Below are 14,819 nucleotides of genomic sequence, written 5' to 3' on the forward strand. Positions count from 1 at the left end.
GCTCTCAGGATCAGAAAATGTAGATAGATGATAAGGTCGTATGATCTGACAGGAAAGATAGGAGTATTAAGAAATATGTGTGGAATTGTAGGATATGTAGGAAATAATCAGGCAGCACCGATTTTGTTGGATGGACTGTCCAAGCTGGAATACCGTGGTTATGATTCGGCCGGAATTGCTGTCCGTGGTGCAAATGGCGATGCTGAGATTGTTAAGGCAAAAGGACGTCTGAAAATTCTGGCTGAGAAGACAGATAATGGTGCCGCTGTCCCGGGAACATGTGGAATCGGCCATACAAGATGGGCAACACATGGGGAGCCGTCTGAGAACAATGCACATCCGCATAAGAGTGATGATGGCAATGTAGTTGCTGTTCACAACGGTATCATTGAAAATTATCAGGAATTAAAGGAAAAACTGTTAAGAAAAGGATATACATTCTATTCCAATACAGATACAGAAGTAGCGGTAAAACTGATCGATTACTACTATAAGAAATATGAAGGAACACCGGTTGATGCGATGAATCACGCAATCGTCCGCATCCGAGGTTCTTATGCGCTGGCAGTTTTGTTTAAAGATTATCCGGAAGAGATTTATGTGGCTAGAAAAGATAGTCCGATGGTTCTCGGAGTTGCTGACGGAGCATCATATATCGGATCTGATGTACCGGCTATTTTGAAATATACAAGAAATGTATATTATATTGGCAACCTGGAGATGGCGCGTGTAAAGAAAGGGGAGATCACTTTCTACAATCTGGACGGAGAAGAGATTGAGATTGAACCAAAGGAAATTGAATGGGACGCAGAAGCCGCTGAAAAAGGCGGTTATGAACATTTCATGATCAAAGAGATTCATGAACAGCCAAAAGTTGTAGGAGATACCATTAACTCTGTTCTTACGACAGATAGCAAGATTGATTTGTCAGAGGTTGGTCTGTCAGAAGAAGAGATCAAAGATATTCGTCAGATTCACATTGTAGCATGTGGTTCTGCATATCATGTTGGAGTTGCAACACAGTATGTGATGGAAGATCTGGCAAGAATCCCGGTGCGTGTAGAGTTGGCATCCGAATTCCGTTATCGTAATCCGTTACTGGATGAGAAGGACCTGGTTGTACTGATCAGCCAGTCCGGTGAGACAGCAGATACGCTGGCTGCACTTCGTGAGTCCAAAGCAAGAGGCGTGCGCACACTTGCAATTGTAAATGTAGTAGGTTCTTCCATTGCAAGAGAAGCAGATAATGTATTCTACACACTGGCTGGACCGGAGATTTCCGTTGCAACAACAAAAGCATACAGCACACAGTTAATTGCAGGTTATGCACTGGCAATCCAGTTTGCCAAAGTAAGAGGCGAGATTGACGAAGCGCGTTATAGCGGTCTGATCAAGGAAATGCAAACCTTGCCGGAGAAGATTGAGAAGATTATTGAAGACAAAGAGAGAATCCAGTGGTTTGCATCCAAACAGGCAAATGCAAGAGACGTATTTTTTGTAGGTCGTGGTATTGACTATGCAATCTGCCTGGAAGGAAGTCTGAAGATGAAGGAGATCAGTTATATTCATTCTGAGGCATACGCTGCAGGTGAATTGAAGCATGGAACGATTTCTCTGATCGAAGACGGCATTCTTGTTGTCGGTGTTCTGACACAGCCGGATCTCTATGAGAAGACAGTTTCTAACATGGTTGAGTGCAAGAGTCGTGGCGCTTACCTTATGGGACTTACAAACTTTGGACAGTATAATATTGAAGATACAGTAGACTTTACGGTATATATTCCAAAGACAGATCCGTTATTTGCAACATCACTGGCAGTCATCCCGTTACAGCTCCTTGGTTATTATGTCAGCGTTGCAAGAGGTCTGGATGTAGACAAGCCGAGAAACCTTGCGAAGAGTGTTACAGTAGAGTAATCTTCCTACAAAAGGCGGTCGTTTAGAAAATATTAAAAGAATATTAATAAAAAAGGGTGCTCAATATTGTGATGAAAATGCTATAATATTATCGCAATATTGAGCAATATAGCATCTGAAGGAAACTACCGATGGCGGGCTTGAGAGATGCTGGAACAAGGAGAGGTACAAATGAAAACGACATTAGTTATTATGGCTGCCGGAATCGGATCCCGTTTTGGCGGCGGAATCAAACAGCTGGCACCGGTCGGACTGCATGGGGAGATCATCATGGATTATTCCATTCATGATGCAATCGAAGCAGGATTTAATAAGATTGTCTTTATTATACGTAAGGACATTAAGGAAGCATTTAAGGAAGCAATCGGAGATCGTATTGAGAAGATCTGTGCGGATCTGGATGTAGAGATTGCATATGCATACCAGGAACTGGATGCACTTCCGGAAGGAATCGAACTTCCGGCCGGACGTACGAAACCGTGGGGAACCGGACAGGCAGTTCTTGCGTGCAAAGATGTTTTAAAAGAGCCATTTGCAGTTATCAACGCAGATGATTACTATGGAAAGGAAGCATTTACTAAGCTTCATGATTTCCTCGTAGATTACACACCGGAGAAGGCGAATGCATTCTGCATGGCAGGTTTTATCCTGAAGAACACATTAAGTGAGAATGGATCTGTTACCAGAGGTGTGTGTGAACTGAATGAGAAAGGCTATCTGACAGCAGTTCATGAGACACATAACATTGTGAAGACAGCAGACGGTGCAGCAGCCGATACAGAAGACGGACTAAGGGCCATCGATCCGGAATCTTATGTATCTATGAATATGTGGGGACTGACACCGGAATTTGTCGACATACTGGAAGGTGGATTCAAAGAGTTTTTTGAGACAATGGAAGGTAAAGACATCCTGAAAGCAGAATATCTTTTGCCGATTTATATTGATGAACTATTACAGGCTGACAAAGTATCTGTAAAAGTGCTTGACTCTCATGACAAATGGTTCGGCGTAACATACAAAGAAGACAAAGACTATGTTGTAAAGTCTTTTGCCAAACTGATCGAAGACGGCGTATACGCTGAGAAACTGTTTGAGGACTTGAAGTAAGAATTATCAGAAATAAGAAAGACTGTTATAGCATGTGTGCATGCTATAACAGTCTTTCTTGATTTTATGAAGTTATTGTAATGTTGGAGCGTTTTATGAGAAAATACAATTACATCAACGGTATAATAATATAGAAACGAAAAAATTGTAAAGTTGCAAACCATCGCAAACCCGTGTAAAATGGGCATTTTCAAAGACGCTCGACAAGAAAATACAAAAAAGTTGAAAAAAATTAAAAAAAGGGGTTGCAATTTTTGGATTTGCTGATATAATAATATTTGTTCGCTGATGAAATACAAAAGATAAACAACGAACACAACAGAGAACTACGTAATGCGGATTGGTGTAATGGCAGCACAGCAGACTCTGACTCTGTTAGTAGAGGTTCGAGTCCTCTATCCGTAGTTCCTTGGCAGGGGCGCCGAGTGTTTTGAATGTTTGAAACATTCGGTTGACATGCCGGAGTGTGGCTCAGCTTGGTAGAGCGCTACGTTCGGGACGTAGAGGTCGCGTGTTCGAATCACGTCACTCCGATTTTACCCCCATTTTATGGGGGTTTTTCATTTTTTAGGTGTTGAAAAAGTTGGTTGGCTTTGGTTGGGATTATCCAGTGTGTGCCAGATTCTTAAATTTGGCATTTCGCTCTTGGATAATCTTTTTCTTTTCGGCAAGGTTTGAAGTGTCATAGGTATAATACTTCTCGTTGACCTCGGTAGTATGTCCTAACATACTTGCGACCACTGATTTTGGTGTGCCTTTAGCTTGTAAGTCGGAACTGGTTGTTTTCCGTAGCTTAGTGATACCACCACCGTTTAATTTGTTTTCCCGGCATAACCGTGTCATGCAGTCAGTTATGTTTCTTGCATGGGTATAACTTCCATTGCCATCCGTGAAAATCCATTCACATAAAATTCCATGTTCTTCTTGTACTCGCTTGATGCGTGCCAATAAGTGATTAATCTGTCCGTCAACCGGATAGGCTCTTGATTTCTTGGTTTTAGTCTTACCAACAGAAAATTCATTTTTTAACCGATTGTGTTTTGCAGATTTATTGATACTGATGCAGATATCATTGATATCAGACCATTTCAAGGTTGATAGCTCACTAACCCTCATACCCGTGTACATTGCTAATTCTATGGCATAAGGCGGCATATATAAAGGGTTCTCCCTATAATATCCATGCAAGGCTTTTAAGATAATAGCAAGTTCAGTATCGGTATAGTATTTATCGCAGTCAGATACTTCAATTTCTCCACAATGTTTTGTAAAGTCCTTAGGCTCAAGAAATTCCACTGGATTATCTGTGATAATTTTTTCAATTCTTGCGTATCTAATCACGTTTTTTATATAGCTGAAAAACTTACGTGTGGTTTCTTTGCACAATTCAAGTCGCTTGATGGTTTCCAACATAAAAACTTTTATTGTGTTCTCATTAATCTGATTAATAGGCATCTCAGCAAAGTCTGTACCAACAAAGAAACGTTTGCAGTCAGTATTAAACTTATAGATTGAGTTATCGTCTAATTCTAAATCCTTAATACTTCGCCACATGTAATAGACTTCTAGGAAAGTAGGGCAAGTCTTTTCCTGCTTTTTTCGGGATTCCTCAATGACATAATACTCTATGATTTTACTATTCAATTTTTCCTCGTTGACACTCTCAATCTGCTTTCCCTTTGGCGGTTCAACCCCCTCTTTTGGTAAATAGCTGTACCACTTACCATTTTTTCCTTGCCAGTAGTTATACATTTTTTTGTGTAAATCAAGAACTTGTTTTTTATTCATATCAACCTGTTCTTGTATATCCGTTAGCGAAAGTATACCAGTTTTTAATTCTTGATACAATATCTTTATTGAATCTGCTCTCGACATAATGGCTTTCTCATATTGCAGGATTTCAAGGGCGTTCAGTTTAGCCAGTACAATCACGCCCCTTTTTAATTTTCAGATATGTAACACTGCTGTCTTTAAGGGGTGAGCCGTTTGTAATGATAGATTTTGTATCATACACCTGTCTGGTATATTCTTTCTGAAAGACGACATTCTCTTGTGTTAAATCCTGTAGAATATCATCTGTAAGCATTAACTTTTGTTCAATTGGCATTTTAAGGTTTTGAGATTTGAAAAATGCCTTTTTTTTGTGTTCCTTTAACTCTAGGTCTTTACCAAAATATTTGCTTAAATAACGTCCTCTGTTCTCCATGCTGTCTACATCAATGCGGTTTATTTTGATAAATCCATACGTCCATAAATCTTGTAGTTTTTCCTTTGCCACAAACGGAAAATCAAAGAAAATAACATGGTAGTGGATTGCTCCACGTTTCTGTTTCTCCCACGTTGCAATATATTTCAATGTCTGGACTTTGGTTTGATACAGATAGTAATTTAATCGTTGTATAAAATACTTAAATTCCTTGTTGGTTATAGTGATGTCTTGAATATTCTCTCGGAATGTCAGCGTTAAAAATTTGGTCTTGTTATCAAAATTGCAGTCAACAATACGGGCAATCTCCCAACGGGTTTGCTCATAGTGTTTTTGCTTGCGCTTTAAACTGTCATATTGCTTATGAGCCGACATTTCATCAAATACTTTACGTTTATGTGCTTGTGTATTACTTGTTTTTGAATCTGAATTTGAATGGCTGTAAATTGGAGTTTCATAGAAATACACTTCTTTCGTAGTAGGAGTTTCAATGATTTTCGTATTGTATACAAAACATTGTTTTGCTTTGCCCACGAAATTCACCTCGTATCCTATTTTGTATGTGCTTGTTTCTACTCCGATTTTTCGGAAGATGTTGTTTTATATATCAAGTAAAGATAGAACGATATCTGTTTCCTTAAATGGTGCAGATAGTCAGCACCTTATGACGTTGTCCGGCACTGACTATCTGCCCCCTTTAGGGAACTATTTTGTTCCGGCTTTTCTGATATTGGCAGCTTCTGCTTTGACGGATAAGCGTCCATTATAAAGACTCGCCCATGTATGTAGTCCCTCAAATGAAACGGTCACTTGTCCTCTTTGCTCCAATTCTTCATTAGACACAAGCTGATTGGCATTTTTAACGCCAACTTTGATTTTCTCAAATTTCAGCTTTGGAAAAAGAACAGTGTAGTAGAAGCCTAGTTTCTCTTTGGTGTTGTAGTCAATCCATTCAGATACTTCGACTAATTGAAATTGTTCCTCCAGTTTGTCCGGGTTTAAAATGAAATCAGTTCCTCTAATCAATAAATATGACCTCCTTAAAATATTTGATTATCTGATATTCAGATATTTATTATAATACAGCACAGAACAAGCGATGTCAAGAGAAATATCTTAATATCCGATAAAAAGATTGACAGAGTGAAAACATTGAAATATAATGAGCATAAACAAGGAGGATTGCGATGAATAAAATAAAAGAATTGAGAAAAGAAAATAACATCACAGTTGCGGAATTGGCAAAAGAGTTGGGAATTTCACAAAGTATGCTGACTAACTATGAAAATGGGAATGGAACTCCAAGGGATGATTCTATATGGGATAGGTTATCACAACTGTTTGGCGTAAGCAAAAGTCATGTTATGGGATTGACTACAGATATTGATGTGGTTCACAGAAAGAAAAAATTTAAAGCGGTTGTGGATATGTCAGAACCCATATCAATACAAGTGGAAAATCAAACAGACATTGATATCTTGACTAAGTTGGACCTACTGGATGATGAAGATACAAACAAGGTATTAGACTTTATTAACAATCTTCTTACTATAAAGAAATATGAGGGAATTGAAGATAGTCCAATCGAATATGTGACGAAATAGCAGAAGTAATCTAAGGCGTCCACTTGCCCAGCCGACCCGCCGCCCTGTTAGGAACCGTCGCTCTGGGCATCCTTCGGAACGTTGGTTTTTGAAAGAACACGAACAAGAAAGAACTAGATGTGGAAAGTATACAGAGAATAGCAGACAGCACGATTGCGAAAGTGTTGTCTGTTATTCTTTTTCTTAGTCATATTCAAAAACAACGGTTTTAAAGGGTTTCTCTCCATAACGAATCAGCCATGCAGAATAATAGAGATTGATTTCAAGGGTAGTAGGAGTGCCGTTAATCGTGTTGTGTTCTGTTTCGATTTTACGAATAGTCTCATCAATTCCCCAATATTTGTAAACAATAACAGTTAGCTCCGTGTCTCGTGTGCCTTGATTACTGAATGACATGCTGTTACGGACATGGTAATCGGGCAGACTGATGTAATAGCAGATTCCGGCAATTAGACAGAACAATAAAAATGTAGTTATGACTTTTATTTTCATGTGTATGCACCTCTCTTTCTTAAATCCCTAAGGGGATAACTATATAGTACCTCGCTGTATAGTGAATTACTACATAAAGATTTATTAAATATACTTTGTGTAGGGGTGATGCATATGAATTATGGACATTTAGAGTTAAGGATAGAAGAACTGTTGAAAGAACGGGATATCAGTAAGAATACCATTTGCAAAGAGTTGGATATTCCGAGGTCAAATTTTAACAGATATTGCAGAAATGAATTTCAAAGGCTGGATGCAAATTTGATTTGTAAGTTATGTGATTATTTTGATTGTGAAGTTGGCGAATTGATTTGTTATGTAAAAGAATAACGAGCTGTTGCTGTTATTGGCATGGAATGGATAAAAGGGTATGCGGAGGTGTGAAAGTCTCTCATACCTTTTTACTTGTGTATTTTATAAAATCGAATTATACTGTGAGTAGTGAAAGTTAAGCAAATAGAATTTGTAAATCTGGACAAATCCGATTTATTATATGAAAGGAAATTATATTATGAAAATTGATGTATGTTCAAAGAAAGAACAGGATTATATTATTGAAAGACTGGTGGAATATAATCTATCTCAGGTTGAGGCTAAACAGAAAGAAAATTTCATAGATTTAAGCAAGAAAATCGGTAAGGATGATAAGATTGTTGCTGGTATTGTAGCAAGGATGTATTGTTGGAATGTAGTTTATGTTGATACATTGTGGGTCGATTCTAGTTATAGAGGGAAAAAACTTGGTAGCTTACTTTTAGAAGAAGTTGAAAATGATGCTAAATCAAAAGGTGCTAAACTTATTCATCTTGATACATTTGATTTTCAAGCCAAAGAATTTTATGAGAAGCAAGGGTATATTGTATTTGGTATATTAGAAAATTGTCCAGAAAAGCATTATAGATATTATTTGAAAAAAGTCTTATAGTTCTTAAATCAAACTTTTGGTCAATATATAAAACTCGACAACTTCCAGTTTGTCAAAATTAAGTACATAATCTTGCTTGGCACAATGGCGGAAATTAGCCACAGGGAACACCTATGGCTAGTGTTTTTTAGCTAATCTATTGAATTTAATAAACTTTTAGAACAAACGGATATACAAGTTTTCCTTTCTGACCGTTTAGGTCGCTTGTTTATATTTGTCATTGGTTGGCTTTTGGTTGGGATTCTTAAATACCCCTTACAAAGCCCGTAAATACGTTGTTCGTTGACCGTAGAGGTCGCAGGTTCAAATCCTGTCACTCCGATTAAGATGAATCTCAAAGCTTATTGCTTTGAGATTTTTTTTGCTATGGCATCCGGAGAAAGTTGCCGGTGGCAAGTTCTGTAGCTTATGGTGATGGGAAAAATGCGTCATACTTGCATGATTTATAATTGCAATTTCTTGACATCTGTTGGTGGGGCGAGTATCATTAACTGTGTTAAGACTGTAACTATCCAGTATAGTTACAGTAGATGAATTAACGAGTAAAAGAGTGATGACAAGGGGAGCTTATGTATAGGCTGAGAGGAAGTTTAGAAACTTCGACCCGGAACCTGATATGGATAATGCCATCGTAGGGATGTATTAGATATTACAGAACCCTCCTTCGTCTTCAGTCGAAGATACAGGAGGATTTTTTTGTGTTTCAAATGTTAGTAAACAGTGAAGGTGGTCTGACGACTGCCGGATATGTAACTTGTATTGTGGTGGGAGTTATTTTGTTCCTGCTTGGATCAATGTTTGCGCGGAAAGGTACGCAGAATGTGAATGACAATGGAAGTAAAGCAAAGAAAGGTATCGGCATAGCGGTGGGAACCAATCAGCTTGTATTTTGTGCAATGGCAATTGCGCTTGCAGTGGTGACTTCTTATTTGAAAATCTTTTCTCTGCCATGGGGCGGAAGTGTCACGTTGTGCAGTATGTTATTTATTGTACTGGTTGCAAACTGGTACGGTGTACAGACGGGTATTTTAGTAGGTTTAACTTATGGAATCTTACAGTTTATCCAGGAGCCATATGTACTTTCTTTCTTCCAGGTATGCTGTGATTATATTCTTGCTTTTGCAGCACTTGGAGTTGCCGGCTTTTTTGCGAAGAGTTCCAATGGACTGCTCAAAGGATATATTGCCGCAGTTCTTGCAAGAGGAGCATTTCATGCGTTGGGTGGCTATCTATATTGGATGAGTTATATGCCGGAAAATTTTCCACAGGCATTGAAGAGTGTATATCCGATTGTGTATAACTATAGTTATCTGCTTGCAGAAGGTGTACTGACTGTGCTCGTTATTTCTATCCCGGCAGTAAAGAAAGCACTTGCGCAGATTAAGCGGATTGCGACGGCGTAGTAAGCTTAACGGCAGGTAAAAGCAAGTTGGAGCTTACGAAGGAAGGCTAAGAATAAGCTTAAAAAGAAGAAAAACAACAGGAGGATAACAGTCATGAAATTATTTCAGCAGAAATCAGTGATCGAGAAATATGATGATGTGAAAAGCTTCGTGGAAGCATACAACATCGGAGCGGATGATTTCATTCTCGCGACAAAACGGATTTACGAGACCTGTTTTGCACCGCTGAATCTGAAAGCACATGTAGAATACAAGAGCAAATATGGCAGCGGTGAGCCGACAGATGTAATGATCGATGCACTGCTTGAGGATTTCCGTCAGGGAGATTATAAGAGAATCATTGCTATCGGCGGTGGAGCTGTCATTGATATGGCGAAGATTCTTGTACTGGACGGGAAAGCGAAAGCAGAGAGCTATTATCGGAAAGAAGTACCGCTTCGCAAAGTGCGCACACTTCTTGCAGTGCCGACAACCTGTGGCGCAGGATCGGAAGTGTCCAATGTCTCCATTACAGAGATTACTTCGATCCACAGCAAATTAGGACTCGCCGTAGACGAGATTTATGCAGATGAGGCAGTGCTGATCCCGGAACTTTTGCGTGAGCTTCCATATGAGTTCTTCGCAACCAGCGCGATCGATGCATTTATCCATGCGATTGAATCTTTTGTATCACCAAAAGCGAACCTCTACACGGAGATGTTCAGCGAGAAAGCAATGGAGATGATCGTGCATGGATTCCGTGAGATTATCGCTCATGGAAAAGAATACCGGATGGAGCTGCTGGAAGATTTTCTTGTGGCAAGTAATCTGGCAGGTGTTGCATTTGGCAATGCCGGAACTGGAATGGTGCATGCCATGTCCTATCCGCTGAGCGGAATGTATCATGTCGCACACGGAGAGGCAAATTATCAGTTCCTGACTGCCGTATTTGCTGCTTATCAGAAAATGAATCCGACCGGCAAAATCATTCGTCTGAATGCATTTCTTGCAAAAATGATGGAATGTGATGAAGCGGTTGTCTATGAAAAACTGCAGGAATTATTAGACCAGATTATCAGTCGTAAAAAATTAAGAGAATATGGCATGAAGGAAGAAGAAATCCATTCATTTGCCGTAAGTGTAGACGCAAGTCAGCAGAGACTTTTAAATCAGAGCTATGTGAAGCCTACCATTGAGCAGATGGAGGCAGTTTACAGAGAACTGTACTAGATAATATACGAAAGTATAGAATAGTATATTCAAACATCAGGAGGAGAATTATGCTTGGAGAAATGTTAAATAAAGTCAGAGAGACAACCCCTCTGGTTCACAATATCACAAATTATGTAACCGTAAATGATGTGGCAAATGTATTGCTGGCATGTGGCGGAAGTCCGATCATGTCTGACGAGCCGCAGGATGTGGAAGATATTACTTCCATCTGTGGAGGATTGAATATCAATATCGGCACATTAAATATAAGAAGTATCGAAGGTATGAAGCTGGCTGGAAAGAAAGCGGCAGAACTTGGACATGCAATTCTGCTGGATCCGGTAGGAGCGGGAGCAAGTGCACTGCGCACGAACACAGCCGTTTCTCTGATGGAAGAAATTCCGTTTTCCGTGATCCGTGGAAATATTTCCGAGATCAAGACCCTGGCATCCGGCAGTGGTACAACAAAAGGCGTAGATGCTGATGTTGCAGATGCAGTGACAGAAGAGAATCTGGATGAAGCAGTTGCATTTGCAAAGGCATTTGCAGAGAAAGCAAACTGTGTTGTTGCGATTACAGGGGCGATTGATCTGGTGAGTGATGAAAAATCCTGCTATGTGATTCGTAATGGACGCCCGGAAATGGGTAAGATTACAGGAACTGGCTGCCAGTTATCCGGAATGATGACTGCATATATTACCGCAAATCCGGAGCATATGCTGGAGGCGGCAGCGGCAGCAGTATGTGTGATGGGACTTGCCGGTGAGATCGGATTTTCACGGATGCAGGACGGAGACGGCAATTCTACATACAGAAACCGTATTATCGATGCGATTTACAATATGGACGCAAAAACACTGGAAGAAGGTGCAAAATATGAACTGCGATAAGAAAGATTTACTTTTATATGCGGTGACAGACCGTCACTGGCTTGGAGAAGAAACATTATATGAACAGGTGGAGAAAGCGCTGAAAGGTGGAGCTACATTTATCCAGCTGCGTGAAAAAGAACTGGATACAGCGCATTTCTTAGAAGAGGCGAAGGAAATCCAGAAACTTTGCAGAGAATATAAAGTGCCGTTTGTGATCAATGATAATGTAGAGATTGCAGCAGAAATTGAGGCAGACGGTGTGCATGTCGGACAGAGTGATATGGAAGCCGGAGATGTGCGTGCAAAACTTGGAGCGGATAAGATCATCGGTGTTTCTGCGCAGACGGTTGAGCAGGCACTCCGTGCGCAGGAACATGGCGCAGATTACCTTGGCGTTGGTGCGGTATTTCCGACAGGTTCCAAGGCAGATGCGGTAGAAGTGGATCATGATGTGCTGAAAGCAATCTGTGAAGCAGTGGATATTCCGGTTATTGCCATTGGTGGAATTACAAAAGACAATGTAAAAGACCTTGCCGGCAGCGGCATTTGCGGAATCGCAGTGATCAGTGCGATTTTCGGACAGAAAGATATTGAAGCTGCAACAAAAGAACTGCGCGAACGCACTCAGAATATGTTGAGAAATTAAGAGAAGTTATGCATAAAGAAGTTCGATATAAGAAGGTTTAATAGGAAATGAAATTAAAAAACAGAGAAATAGACGGTGTGATCTTCGATGTGGACGGTACTTTGCTGGATTCGATGGCGATCTGGGAGGATGCCGGAGCCAGATATCTGCGTAGTGCCGGGATTGAACCGGCGCCGGATCTTGGGAAGATATTATTTCCGATGAGCCTGGATGATGGCGTGGCTTATGTGAAGCGAGAATACCATCTGGAAGAGTCAAAAGCAGAATTAAGAGAAGCGGTATTAAAACAGGTAGAGATCTTTTATAAAGAAGAGGCACCGCTGAAAAAGGGTGTACGTAAGCTCCTTGAGAAGATGAAAGAGGCAAAGGTGCCGATGATCGTGGCGACTTCCAGCGATAAAGAGCAGATCGAAGCGGCGTTTGAACGACTGGAGATTGCCGGATACTTTAAGGAAATATGGACTTGCACGGATGCAGGAGCAGGAAAAGACAAACCGGATATTTATTTTCAATGTGCTGATAAGCTTGGAAGCACACCGGAGCATACATTGGTATTTGAGGACGCATTACATGCGGCAACAACCGCAAAACAGGCAGGCTTCCCGGTAGTCGGACTGTATGACCGCTTCAGCGAAGAAGGACAGGATGAGTTAAAAGAACTGGCGGATCTTTATGCGGGTGACCTTGTGGAGGCTACGGGGAAACTGCAATTTTAACTGCGCTCCTGTCTGTGGGAGAGCTGCAATTTTAACTGCGCTCCTGTCTGTGGGAAGAGGTTCAGGATAAATGCGATGGATAAGAAAAATAATTAGAATAGATTGGAAAAGGATAAGTAGATGAATACGAAGAAAAGAAAAACAACCCTCACAATTGCGGGAAGTGATTCCAGCGGCGGTGCGGGGATTCAGGCAGATATCAAGACGATGCAGGCAAATGGCGTTTATGCCATGAGTGCGATCACGGCGCTGACAGCACAGAATACGACAGGAGTATCCGGAATTTTTGAAGTGACACCGGAATTTTTAGGACAGCAGTTGGATGCGGTATTTACAGATATTTACCCGGATGCGGTTAAAATTGGTATGGTCGCTTCCGGTGAACTTGTAAAAATGATCGCTTTCAAACTTAAAGAATACAAAGCAGAACGGATCGTCGTTGATCCGGTGATGGTGTCCACAAGCGGTTCCAGACTGATCAGCGAAGAAGCGATCCAGATACTGAAGACGGAACTATTTCCGCTGGCAAGTGTGCTGACACCGAATATTCCTGAAGCAGAAGTCCTGTTTGGTGCATCTATTCATTCAGCAGAAGACATGGAGCGCGCAGCGCAGGCAATCAGCGAAGAATATCACTGCGCTGTGTTGTTAAAAGGCGGTCATCAGTTAAATGATGCCAATGATCTGTTGTATGCAGAAGGAAAGAACCGTTGGTTTTATGGGCGTAGAATTGATAATCCGAACACGCACGGAACAGGATGTACATTATCCAGTGCGATTGCATCAAATCTGGCAAAAGGATATGGACTTGAAGAAGCTGTGGAGCGTGCAAAAGAATATATTTCCGGAGCACTTGCTGCAATGCTGGATCTGGGAGCCGGCAGCGGACCGATGGATCATGGATTTGATATCGGTGGAAAATTCACCTCACAGAGTGATTTGTAGAGATATTGTGGGTGCACGAAGTACGGAATAATTAAGAAAGAACATTTCCTCATTATGTAAAAAGCCTCCGGCAGGATGAGCAATGATCCAACGTTTTATTGATAAAAATACATCTGGAACAAACGAGGAAAGGAATTGACTTCCCCACGAAGTTAGTCTATACTAACTAATAGAAACGATTAGTGAGAACTAACTAAAGATTGAAAAAAAGCAAATAAGTTAGGTGAAACATAAGAAAAGATAAGGAGAATGGATATGAGCAAAGTAGCAGTCGTATATTGGAGTGGAACAGGCAATACAGAGGCAATGGCAAATGCAGTTGCAGATGGAGCAAAGAAAGCAGGAGCAGAGGCAGAGCTTTTAGGATGCAGTGATTTCTCAGCAGCAAAGGTAGCGGAATATGATGCAATCGCATTTGGATGCCCTGCAATGGGAGCAGAAGTGTTGGAAGAAAGCGAATTTGAGCCTATGTTCGAAGCTTGCAAGGGCGCACTTGACGGAAAGAAAATCGCACTTTTCGGTTCATATGGCTGGGGAGATGGCGAATGGATGCGCAACTGGGAAGAAGACTGCAAAGCTGCAGGAGCAGAGCTTGCGTGTGATAGCGTAATGAGCAATGAGGGGCCTGGAGACGCGGAAGTAAAATCTTGCGAAGACCTCGGAGCAGCATTGGCATAAATAATACAAGCAGGACGGAGCTTTTTAACGAAAGCCCGTCCTAACTTATTATGGAGAAAAAATATCAATAAAGAACTTTTCTGTGGATTTTATGAAAATGAGGGATTATACTTG

The 14,819-nt window shown here is 40.7% G+C and carries 16 protein-coding genes, 2 tRNA genes and 1 riboswitch; of the genes, 14 read left to right on the plus strand and 4 right to left on the minus strand.

Annotated elements, in window-relative coordinates; all coding sequences use genetic code 11:
- Positions 1–75: 75 nt before the first annotated feature.
- The 4 genes from glmS (at position 76) to DXC04_RS00555 (ending at position 3,561) form a co-directional block, all read left to right on the plus strand.
- The gene (gene glmS / locus DXC04_RS00540; RefSeq protein WP_118659517.1) at positions 76–1,917 is read left to right on the plus strand and encodes a glutamine--fructose-6-phosphate transaminase (isomerizing); all 1,842 of its coding nucleotides are present in this window, start codon (positions 76–78) and stop codon (positions 1,915–1,917) included.
- A gap of 171 nt (positions 1,918–2,088) precedes the next feature.
- Positions 2,089–3,027 (plus strand): nucleotidyltransferase family protein, encoded by a 939-nt coding sequence (locus DXC04_RS00545; protein ID WP_117536831.1) that lies wholly within the window; start codon positions 2,089–2,091, stop codon positions 3,025–3,027.
- 334 nt (positions 3,028–3,361) lie between these two features.
- Positions 3,362–3,432: transfer RNA gene (locus DXC04_RS00550), tRNA-Gln, on the plus strand.
- Positions 3,433–3,487: 55 nt separating this feature from the next.
- A tRNA-Pro gene (locus tag DXC04_RS00555) sits at positions 3,488–3,561 on the plus strand.
- Between the two features lie 69 nt (positions 3,562–3,630).
- Here the strand turns inward: DXC04_RS00555 and DXC04_RS00560 are convergent.
- The 3 genes from DXC04_RS00560 to DXC04_RS00570 all read right to left on the minus strand — a co-directional run bounded on the left by DXC04_RS00560 (position 3,631) and on the right by DXC04_RS00570 (position 6,259).
- Complete coding sequence (locus DXC04_RS00560) at positions 3,631–4,959, minus strand: tyrosine-type recombinase/integrase (protein ID WP_004614645.1); 1,329 nt, start codon at positions 4,957–4,959, stop codon at positions 3,631–3,633.
- Positions 4,943–5,767: a rolling circle replication-associated protein gene (locus DXC04_RS00565; protein ID WP_004614644.1), complete on the minus strand. Its 825-nt coding sequence runs from the start codon at positions 5,765–5,767 to the stop codon at positions 4,943–4,945. Before DXC04_RS00565 ends, DXC04_RS00560 begins: the two co-directional genes overlap by 17 nt.
- 171 nt (positions 5,768–5,938) lie before the next feature.
- Positions 5,939–6,259, minus strand: coding sequence for a hypothetical protein (locus DXC04_RS00570; RefSeq protein WP_004614643.1), 321 nt, complete (start codon positions 6,257–6,259; stop codon positions 5,939–5,941).
- Between the two features lie 161 nt (positions 6,260–6,420).
- Here DXC04_RS00570 and DXC04_RS00575 point away from each other — a divergent pair, with 161 nt between their 5' ends.
- Complete coding sequence (locus DXC04_RS00575; RefSeq protein WP_004614642.1) at positions 6,421–6,837, plus strand: helix-turn-helix domain-containing protein; 417 nt, start codon at positions 6,421–6,423, stop codon at positions 6,835–6,837.
- A 183-nt stretch (positions 6,838–7,020) separates the two neighbouring features.
- On the opposite strand, the gene DXC04_RS00580 is transcribed toward DXC04_RS00575, so the two are convergent.
- Complete coding sequence (locus tag DXC04_RS00580; RefSeq protein WP_195553740.1) at positions 7,021–7,329, minus strand: hypothetical protein; 309 nt, start codon at positions 7,327–7,329, stop codon at positions 7,021–7,023.
- Between the two features lie 114 nt (positions 7,330–7,443).
- On the opposite strand from DXC04_RS00580, the gene DXC04_RS00585 reads away from it, so the two are divergent.
- The 9 genes from DXC04_RS00585 (at position 7,444) to DXC04_RS00625 (ending at position 14,705) form a co-directional block, all read left to right on the plus strand.
- A complete protein-coding gene (locus tag DXC04_RS00585) occupies positions 7,444–7,659 on the plus strand; it encodes a helix-turn-helix domain-containing protein (RefSeq protein ID WP_004614640.1) in 216 nt (71 codons plus the stop codon).
- Between the two features lie 181 nt (positions 7,660–7,840).
- Positions 7,841–8,254: a GNAT family N-acetyltransferase gene (locus DXC04_RS00590; RefSeq protein ID WP_330371137.1), complete on the plus strand. Its 414-nt coding sequence runs from the start codon at positions 7,841–7,843 to the stop codon at positions 8,252–8,254.
- Positions 8,255–8,803: 549 nt separating this feature from the next.
- Positions 8,804–8,909: riboswitch (TPP riboswitch) on the plus strand.
- Positions 8,910–8,952: 43 nt separating this feature from the next.
- Positions 8,953–9,657 (plus strand): energy-coupled thiamine transporter ThiT, encoded by a 705-nt coding sequence (locus DXC04_RS00595; RefSeq protein ID WP_118659519.1) that lies wholly within the window; start codon positions 8,953–8,955, stop codon positions 9,655–9,657.
- 93 nt (positions 9,658–9,750) lie between these two features.
- The gene (locus DXC04_RS00600) at positions 9,751–10,866 is read left to right on the plus strand and encodes a 4-hydroxybutyrate dehydrogenase (protein ID WP_118659521.1); all 1,116 of its coding nucleotides are present in this window, start codon (positions 9,751–9,753) and stop codon (positions 10,864–10,866) included.
- A gap of 50 nt (positions 10,867–10,916) precedes the next feature.
- Positions 10,917–11,738, plus strand: a complete 822-nt coding sequence (gene thiM / locus DXC04_RS00605) for a hydroxyethylthiazole kinase (protein ID WP_118659523.1) — start codon at positions 10,917–10,919, stop codon at positions 11,736–11,738.
- Positions 11,725–12,366 carry a thiamine phosphate synthase gene (thiE, locus tag DXC04_RS00610; protein WP_118659525.1) on the plus strand — a complete coding sequence of 214 codons (642 nt, stop codon included), beginning with the start codon at positions 11,725–11,727 and terminating at the stop codon, positions 12,364–12,366. Before thiM ends, thiE begins: the two co-directional genes overlap by 14 nt.
- A 47-nt stretch (positions 12,367–12,413) precedes the next feature.
- Positions 12,414–13,082, plus strand: a complete 669-nt coding sequence (locus DXC04_RS00615; protein WP_118659527.1) for an HAD family hydrolase — start codon at positions 12,414–12,416, stop codon at positions 13,080–13,082.
- 120 nt (positions 13,083–13,202) lie between these two features.
- Positions 13,203–14,027: a bifunctional hydroxymethylpyrimidine kinase/phosphomethylpyrimidine kinase gene (gene thiD / locus DXC04_RS00620; RefSeq protein WP_118659529.1), complete on the plus strand. Its 825-nt coding sequence runs from the start codon at positions 13,203–13,205 to the stop codon at positions 14,025–14,027.
- A 255-nt stretch (positions 14,028–14,282) separates the two neighbouring features.
- The gene (locus DXC04_RS00625; protein WP_118519500.1) at positions 14,283–14,705 is read left to right on the plus strand and encodes a flavodoxin; all 423 of its coding nucleotides are present in this window, start codon (positions 14,283–14,285) and stop codon (positions 14,703–14,705) included.
- Positions 14,706–14,819: the final 114 nt, after the last annotated feature.

This window comes from Dorea sp. OM07-5, assembly GCF_003481355.1.
Classification (GTDB): Bacteria; Bacillota; Clostridia; order Lachnospirales; family Lachnospiraceae; genus Dorea_D; species Dorea_D hominis.

Coding starts and splice junctions, on each gene's coding strand:
- thiM (WP_118659523.1), top strand. CDS start 10,917: ATGCTTGGAGAAATGTTAAATAAAGTCAGAGAGACAACCCCTCTGGTT.
- DXC04_RS00585 (WP_004614640.1), top strand. CDS start 7,444: ATGAATTATGGACATTTAGAGTTAAGGATAGAAGAACTGTTGAAAGAA.
- thiE (WP_118659525.1), top strand. CDS start 11,725: ATGAACTGCGATAAGAAAGATTTACTTTTATATGCGGTGACAGACCGT.
- thiD (WP_118659529.1), top strand. CDS start 13,203: ATGAATACGAAGAAAAGAAAAACAACCCTCACAATTGCGGGAAGTGAT.
- DXC04_RS00625 (WP_118519500.1), top strand. CDS start 14,283: ATGAGCAAAGTAGCAGTCGTATATTGGAGTGGAACAGGCAATACAGAG.
- DXC04_RS00615 (WP_118659527.1), top strand. CDS start 12,414: ATGAAATTAAAAAACAGAGAAATAGACGGTGTGATCTTCGATGTGGAC.
- DXC04_RS00600 (WP_118659521.1), top strand. CDS start 9,751: ATGAAATTATTTCAGCAGAAATCAGTGATCGAGAAATATGATGATGTG.
- DXC04_RS00575 (WP_004614642.1), top strand. CDS start 6,421: ATGAATAAAATAAAAGAATTGAGAAAAGAAAATAACATCACAGTTGCG.
- DXC04_RS00580 (WP_195553740.1), bottom strand. CDS start 7,329: ATGAAAATAAAAGTCATAACTACATTTTTATTGTTCTGTCTAATTGCC.
- DXC04_RS00545 (WP_117536831.1), top strand. CDS start 2,089: ATGAAAACGACATTAGTTATTATGGCTGCCGGAATCGGATCCCGTTTT.
- glmS (WP_118659517.1), top strand. CDS start 76: ATGTGTGGAATTGTAGGATATGTAGGAAATAATCAGGCAGCACCGATT.
- DXC04_RS00590 (WP_330371137.1), top strand. CDS start 7,841: ATGAAAATTGATGTATGTTCAAAGAAAGAACAGGATTATATTATTGAA.